Annotated in this window: 3 protein-coding genes and 3 pseudogenes; 1 reads left to right on the top strand and 5 read right to left on the bottom strand. The window is 66.0% G+C overall.

The genetic code is table 11. The annotated features are described in order from the left end of the window. Positions 1 to 20: 20 nt before the first annotated feature. The 4 genes and pseudogenes from QO011_RS37715 to QO011_RS37700 all read right to left on the bottom strand — a co-directional run. Positions 21 to 712, bottom strand: a pseudogene (locus QO011_RS37715) (IS110 family RNA-guided transposase); the annotation flags it as partial. Positions 713 to 988: 276 nt separating this feature from the next. Continuing rightward, positions 989 to 1242: pseudogene (locus QO011_RS37710) on the bottom strand (transposase); the annotation flags it as partial. Between the two features lie 439 nt (positions 1243 to 1681). After that, positions 1682 to 3062 (bottom strand): annotated as a pseudogene (locus QO011_RS37705) (IS1380 family transposase). A 130-nt stretch (positions 3063 to 3192) separates the two neighbouring features. Beyond that, a complete protein-coding gene (locus tag QO011_RS37700) occupies positions 3193 to 4410 on the bottom strand; it encodes an MFS transporter (RefSeq protein WP_307284301.1) in 1218 nt (405 codons plus the stop codon). Positions 4411 to 4437: 27 nt separating this feature from the next. On the opposite strand from QO011_RS37700, the gene QO011_RS37695 reads away from it, so the two are divergent. After that, a complete protein-coding gene (locus QO011_RS37695; RefSeq protein WP_307284299.1) occupies positions 4438 to 5073 on the top strand; it encodes a TetR/AcrR family transcriptional regulator in 636 nt (211 codons plus the stop codon). A gap of 54 nt (positions 5074 to 5127) precedes the next feature. Here QO011_RS37695 and QO011_RS37690 read toward each other — a convergent pair whose 3' ends face one another. Then, the gene (locus tag QO011_RS37690; RefSeq protein WP_307284298.1) at positions 5128 to 7086 is read right to left on the bottom strand and encodes a DKNYY domain-containing protein; all 1959 of its coding nucleotides are present in this window, start codon (positions 7084 to 7086) and stop codon (positions 5128 to 5130) included. Positions 7087 to 7160 lie beyond the last annotated feature (74 nt).

Raw genomic sequence — 7160 nt, 5'->3', positions numbered from 1 at the left:
CAGCACGCGTCATCGCCTGGTCAGCCTGGCGCCGCGCTCATCAAGCTGGCGCCAAACGCGCGCATCTCAAAAAAATGCAACTGTAGTATTAGTAGGCTTCGCATCTGCGGGTTGCCTCTTTTGCTGATCCCGCTGAGCTGCTGCCGCCCTCCGGTCGAGAACTCTCGAGGAGCAAGGCCAATCCACGCTGCGAGGTGTCGTCCAGATCGAAACTGAGCAGCATCATTGACTGACGCAGAAATGAGAGAGGCGGTGACCGTACCGATGTCCGGAATCGTCGCGAGGCGACGACGAACTTCATTACCTCGATGCCAAGCTATCAGCCGATTGTGGAGATGGGCGATCCTGCCGTCGAGATCGCGGATCTGAGCGATCATCGCGGTCACCACTTCCTTGAGAAGATCGGGGACCCGCGTCTCGTGAACTTCCGAGAACGGGACTTCGACACGTATCACGTTCCATGCTTCTTTCGGAGCAACGAGGCCGAACTCTCTCAGATAGTCGCGCAGAGCCTGAATCAACTTGGTGCGCTGCCGTACAAGAAGATCACGCGCCCGATGCAGAACCAGGGCGCTTTGCTGTTGAACACTCTTGACTGCGACGAAGCGCATCGTCGGCCGGCCGCTTCACAGATTGCCTCGGCATGGGCACTGTCGGTCTTGTTCCGCTTGATGACCGGCTTCACGTACTGAGACGGGATCATGCGGACTTCGTGTCTGTGTTTGACGATTTCCCTCGCCCAGAAATGAGCAGTGAAACAGGCCTCCAGCGCAACCAGGCACGACGCAAGGCTAGCGAAGAACGCGCCAGGACGTGGCCTCGTCTGATCTGCCTCTTGAGCGCGGGAGCGCCATTGGCGTCGGCGCCGTGAACCTGAAACACGTTCTTTGCGATATCCAGTCCAATGATTGCGATGGCGGACATGACTGATCCCCCTGACGGTCGACTGATGCAGCGCCACGAAGGCGCCGGGGCCGTCCATCCCATCACAGAAGAACTGGAAATAGGGGCTTTCCACCCAGCGCCTCGTCCAACAGCTTGTATGTCGTTTAAGGATGGCCAAGCCGGCCATCAGCCGGTTCGGCAAGGGCGGCCGGCCGGGATCATCATCATAGACCGCACCGAGCCGGCTTTCCAGAAAACGCCAGTCGATCGTCCGTGCCAGCTTCCCCAGCGCACGGTTCATGGCGAGGATCTGGTCGAGCCGGGGAGGTCGGTCTGGCCGCTCTCTCGTCGTTCTCGGACGCATCATCGACCTTCCCGCCGCTTCGACGCAACTACGGAATCACTGCCAGAGTCACGGTCAATTTGCTGGAAAACTCTGTCCACAGACACCAAACCCGGCAAATCCCGATACTTTCCGAATACGGAAACTCTCCACCCTTCAAGGGATTGCGAGTTCCTCATGGACGACTGGTGGCGCACATCAAGCCGCAGACAAACGTACACACCTCAAAGAACCCAACTGTAGTACTAACCCGGATTTCTCAAACCCGAGGTTTTGAGGAAACGCGAGGCGGCGGTTTTGGGTCGCGTGGGGGGGGGGGGGTGAAGGCCCGCGTGGCGCCGGTTGCGCGGAGGCTTTACAGTCGTTGAGGCGGTTGATCTCCCGTGTGCCATAGGTTGTGCCGCCGGTGTGGCGCGGGGGGCGGGGCGCGTGTCAGGCGGGAGAGCCGCCGGCTCAGGCGAGCCGCGCCGCGGCCAGGCGCCATTCGGGCATGACGGGGCAGGCCGAGGCGAAGGCGATCTTGACGTGCCGGACGCTGATCCTGACCAGCGCCCCGGTCTTCAGGAGCTTGAGGCGCAACGTGCCGCAGCTGGCGGCAGCGAACTGGGTGTGGGCGAGGCCGATGCGGCGCAGGGCGCAGACCAGGACGTAGGCGATCGAGGCCAGCCACAGCCGCAGTTGGTTGGCCTGCATCGTCGCGGTGGAGGTGCGGTCGGCGAACAGATCGGCTTGGCACTCCTTGATGCGGTTCTCCATCTCGCCGCGGGCGCAATAGAGCTGTTCGTAGAGCGGCTGGGCCGGCAGGCATCCGGCTTCAGGGAGGTGACGAGAAAGCGCGGATTGGCCTCGCCTTTGGTCCACTCGGCCCTGGCGATCACCCGGCGGCGGCGGGACCAGGACTCCTTCGTCGACCACAGAAAGTCGCAAAACACCCGCGCCGGCCAGCTCTGGTCGGCCTGCGACCGGTGATGCGCCCCGGCCAGCCCCGGGGCGATGCGCTGTTCCAGCCGTGCGTTGTGGGCGAGCCCAAAGATATAGTCCACCCGGTTGGCCTCGCACCAGGCTATCAGCGTCTCGCGGGCAAAGCCGGAATCGGCCCGCAGCGTGATCCGCACGTGCGGCCAGCGCACCCGGATCTGGAAGATGATCCGCTCGACCTCCTCCACCGCGTCGGCGCTCGCATCGATGTTCGAGCGCCGTAGCTTGGCGGCGAGCAGATGCCGGTCACAGAAGATATACAGCGGCAGATAGCAGTAGCCGTCGGAATAGCCGTAGGAGAAGCGCCCTTCCTGGTGGCCGTGAGCGGGTCGTCGGTCGCATCCAGGTCGAGCACGATCTGCCGCGGCGCCTTCCGGCCATGCGCCTCCAGGAACACATCGACGAATAGACGTTCGATTGCCGCGCCGTCGTGGTCGATCTCGTGATAGCGCGTCGGCCGACCTTCTGCGGCTCGCATGTGCTCGAGCCGGTTCAACGTACTTTTGCCGGCCAGCGGCGCCATCGCGTCGGCGTGCCGCTCCAGCTTGCCCAGCAGCACGCAAAGAACCGGGTCGTGCCGCAGTTGATCGTGGTCGACCAGGTCCTCGTAGCCCAGCGCCAAGCCGAACACCCGCTGCGCCAGCAGCGTCTTCAGCCGGTGCACCGTATAAAGCGGATTGCGTCTGTCCCGGAAGCAGCGCGTGAACCGATCGATCAGCCCGATGGCCTTGTCGGTGTCTCCCAGAAGCAGGGCACCGGCGTCCGACGACACCAGCCCGCCGTCGAAATCGGCCACAACTCGCCGACCCCCGCCGCTTCCAAATTCCATCGCGCCTGCGCTACACTCCGTCCGCATCGGGGAGCACCCTCGGATCAGGATAACTTATTCTCGCAAAACAAGTTTATCTGATTTCAGGCCTCGATGCGCTCCAGGGCTTTGAGATATCCGGGCTAACCAACCATCGACAGTCGATCGCGAGGATGCGCTACAAGGATTGGCCGGCTCCTGCGGGACGCCCGGCTCTGGCTTCGGGCGGCCCGACCGCTGGGGCAATGGCGAGGGCGATGGCGATGAGCGCCAGGACGATCAGCATCGCTGATCGCAAGCCATAGGCCTCGCCGGTGAAGCCGAGCAGCGGCGGGCCGACGAGGAAGGCGACATAGCCGCCCGTCGCGACCAGCCTGATGCGCGCCGCGCCGTCTGCTCCGGAATCACCGGCGGCCGAGAGCGCGATCGGGAACCCCAACGAGGCGCCCAACCCCCAGAGAACCACGGCCGAACCACCCAGGATCGGATTCTCGGCGAAGACGACGAGGGCAATGCCCAGGGCGCCGAGGACGGCGCTGCCACGGATGACGGCGGCTCGCCCGAAGCGCCCGAGGAGCACGCCGCCGCTGAAGCGGCCGACCGTCATGGCGAGGGCGAAGCCCAGAAAGATCAGCGAGCCGGAGGTCTGGCTGAAGCCGTATTCGTCCACCATCAGGATCGGCAGCCAGTCGTTGGCCGCCCCTTCGGCGAGCGCCATGGCCAGCACGATCAGTCCGATCAGCAGCAGGCGCTGATCCTGCCATAGGGCCGCGGGCGCAGCCTCGCTCCCTCCCGGGCGCGCAGGGACCGCCGCGCGATCCTCCCTGCCGATGCCGTATGGCATGAAGCGCATGAACGAGAGGATGAGAACGGAGCCGAGGGCGCCGATGATCGCCAGATGCCATGCCACCGGGAAGGATATGGCCGTCAGCGCCAGGCCGATCAGCGCCCCGCACACCGTCCCGAGGCTGTAGAAGCCGTGCAGGGCATGCAGCAGCGGCCGGCCCGTCAGCCGCTCGATATCGGCTCCGTCGATGTTGATCGCGATCTCCGACAGGCCCATGCCGAGCCCGAACAGGCCCAGCCCGAAGGCGACGACCCCCATGGTGCCGAGAACGACACCGGCCGCGATCATCGCCATGGCGGCGACGACGAGCCAGAGCCCGACATGGGTGACCGGCCGCGAACCGAAGCGGGCCACCAGCGGGCCGGACGAGAGAATGCCGCCCATCGATCCGAACGAGACGCCGAGCAGCACGAGCCCCATCTCGGCGATGGAGGCGCCGACGCTGTCGCGGATGGCCGGAGTGCGCGTGACCCAGGAGGCCATCGAGACGCCGGGCAGGAAGAAGAAGGCGAACAGCGCCAGGCGCCGCCGCGAGACCGGGATGGGCATGGAGGGATACGATCGGGTTGAAACGGCTTGCGTACGTTTGTACACTATGTGTACATATGTACTTATCGCAGCCGCTGTCAAGCGGTCGGCCGGCATCGGAGGGGCGCTTCGGGCATGAGCGAAGCAGGTGGCAGGCGCTATGATCCGCAGAGACGGGGCCGGATCCTCGAGGTCGCGCTGGATGTCATCGCGGAGCATGGCGTTGCCGGCACCACCCATCGCCGCGTCGCGGCGGCCGCGAACGTCCCGCTCGGCTCGATGACCTACCACTTCACGGGAATGGACGATCTGCTCTTCGCCGCCTTCGAACGGCTGGCCGTCTCGACCGCCGAGCTCTATCGCACGCGACTGGAGGCGGCGAAGGACGTCGCGCAGGCCCGCGCGGCGGTCGTCGACCTCATCTGCGACGGGACGTGGACGTCGCCGCGCAACATGGCCCTGACCTTTGAGCTCTATGCCTATTCCATCCGCAACCCAAGGCTGCGCTCGGTGTGGCGCGGGTGGATGGCGGGCAGCCGCGCGGCGCTCGAAAGGCATTTCACGCCGGAGACGGCGCGCGTGCTCGATGCGGCGATCGAAGGCATCACGATCCACAACTCGGTGGAACCCGAGAGCATTTCGCGCGCGGATGTCGAGCGGATCGTCGATCGGTTGAGCCGGTGACCGTGGTTTCGGATCGGCACGGAGCATCCGGGGCGTCCCCCGCGCGGTCCGCGCCTACCTGAAATGCGACCGGGCAGCCTCGTCCGCGTCGGACGTGCGGCGCAGCCGGCCAGCGGCGACATGCAGGCGGCCGCCGGCGTCGCGCACGGTCCAGCGGTTCACCACCTCGACGCTGCCACGATCGGCATCCTCGCAAACCACGAGCGCGTCCTGGGTCGATGCGTAGAGACGCGCATCGTCGACGGCGAAGACACGGTTGAGAAAGCGAAGGCGCTGGGGATCGAGGGCCGGGATCGGCTGGCGATAGCGCCCGCTGAGCAGCATATGGCCTCGCGCATCGATCAGCACATGGTCGTGCACGCTGCGTGCGGTCCGCACATCGAGCTTGCCCGCCCGGGAGACCGGCTTGCCCCGATAGAGCAGCACGTCGCCGATGCGGGCATGGAGATGGCCCAGCGAGACGACCGCGGCGGGATCGGCGATGCCGCGCTTGCGCACGCCTTCGCAGATCAGCCCGTTCGCGTCGCGGGCATAGGCCCCGCCAATGACCTCGAAGCTCCCCGGGTCGGCCTTGACCACGACCAGCCGCGGGGCGTCGCCGTCGTCGTCGTAATAATAGGCCTGCCGCGAATCCCGATACCATCCGTGCCCGAGCGCCTCGAAGCTGCCGGGATCCGCGCCCTTCACGGGCTCGCGTCCGTAGCTTTCCAGGCCGTGCTCGAAATAGCGCAGTCCGTGCCGGTCGACCCCGAAGACGCCGGCGATGTGCCGGAAGCTGGCGTGATCGAAGTGATCGAGGGAGACGAGCGGTCCCTGCCGCTCGACGCGGGGCATCACCAGCACGCGTTCGCCGTCGCTGACATAAGGTCCGCCGAGCGCCTTCGGCGCCATCGTGTCGGAACTGGCCGTGGCGCCTTCGCGCCGCGCCTTCTCCCGTCGCCACCAGTCGGGCGCCGCATCGGGCCGATCCTCGAAATGGCCGCGCCAAGACTCGAAATCCTCGACGACGGACAGGGGCTTTCCCGCCCGATAGGGCCGGTTCCGGTCATAGGCGCGATATTGCCCGACCTCGGACGCACAGGCGAAGCTGTCGCGATCCGCTCCCTCGATCGGGTCCTTCTCCCAATAGACCCGATCCTTGTCGGCGAAATATCGGCCTTCGTCGCCGATCGCCTCGAAGCTCGGCGCGTCGGCCCCCGCGATGGCGACGCCATAGGCATAGACCCTGCGACTGTCCTTGGCGTAGTGGCTTTCCTCGACGTGGAAGCCCGGCTTCTGCCCACGTCCGTAGCAATAGCCGACCACCGCGAACGTCGCGGCATCCTCGCAGGGGAGCCGGCGGTTGGTGACGTAGTAGCCGGCCGCCTTGTCCCGGGCATAGCGTTCGTTGAGCACGGTGAAACTGTCGGGATCGGCCCCGCGCATGACGAACCAGAACGTCTTCGTCGGCTTCTCGCCCTGCCCGTAGACGCGCCGGCCGTCGCGAAACCAGCGCTCGCCGATCTTGCGGAAGCCGGCCGGGTCGATGCCCTCGATCGTCCGGCCTTTTGCATCCGCCAGCGGCTCGCCGCCGACCATGACCCGCTTCCCGTCATGGACGTAGCGGATGGTCGGGAAGCGGCGTTCGCACAGATAGTGCGCCACCCAATCCGCGTCCGCGAAAGGTCCGATATGCGGGTCGGCCTCGACCAGCCTGCGCAGGTCCTGCAACTGGCCGCGCATGCCGAACGGCTCCTCCAGGGCGGGTGCGAGACTGCCGCCTTCGAGCAGATGCGCATACATCGCCCGGTCGACCGCCGGCGATGGCAGCCCCGCCCGTTCGTAAGCGCCTGCCACCCACGAGGTGTTGGCGAAGTGGAGTTGCGCGTATCGCTCGCGGCAGGCCTGCCAGCGCGCCTCATCCAGCCCGGCGCGCGCCAGAATCTCGGCTGCGGGATGGCCGGCATCCAGGAAAAGCGTCGCCGCATACCAATGCGCGTAGGGAATCGGGAAAGCTGCGTGGAATGTCGCCATGGCTGTCCGGATGCCATAGTGCCCGGATATGGCAATGCCATGGCCGGCCGGCGAAGGCATGTTTGCCGGCCCCC

This window comes from Labrys wisconsinensis (assembly GCF_030814995.1).
Lineage (GTDB): Bacteria > Pseudomonadota > Alphaproteobacteria > Rhizobiales > Labraceae > Labrys > Labrys wisconsinensis.
This window is presented reverse-complemented; position numbering and strand designations above follow the sequence as displayed.

What these genes read in the sequence shown, in the direction of transcription:
- QO011_RS37700 (WP_307284301.1), bottom strand. Translation starts at nt 4,410, where the DNA reads ATGCCCATCCCGGTCTCGCGGCGGCGCCTGGCGCTGTTCGCCTTCTTC.
- QO011_RS37690 (WP_307284298.1), bottom strand. Translation starts at nt 7,086, where the DNA reads ATGGCGACATTCCACGCAGCTTTCCCGATTCCCTACGCGCATTGGTAT.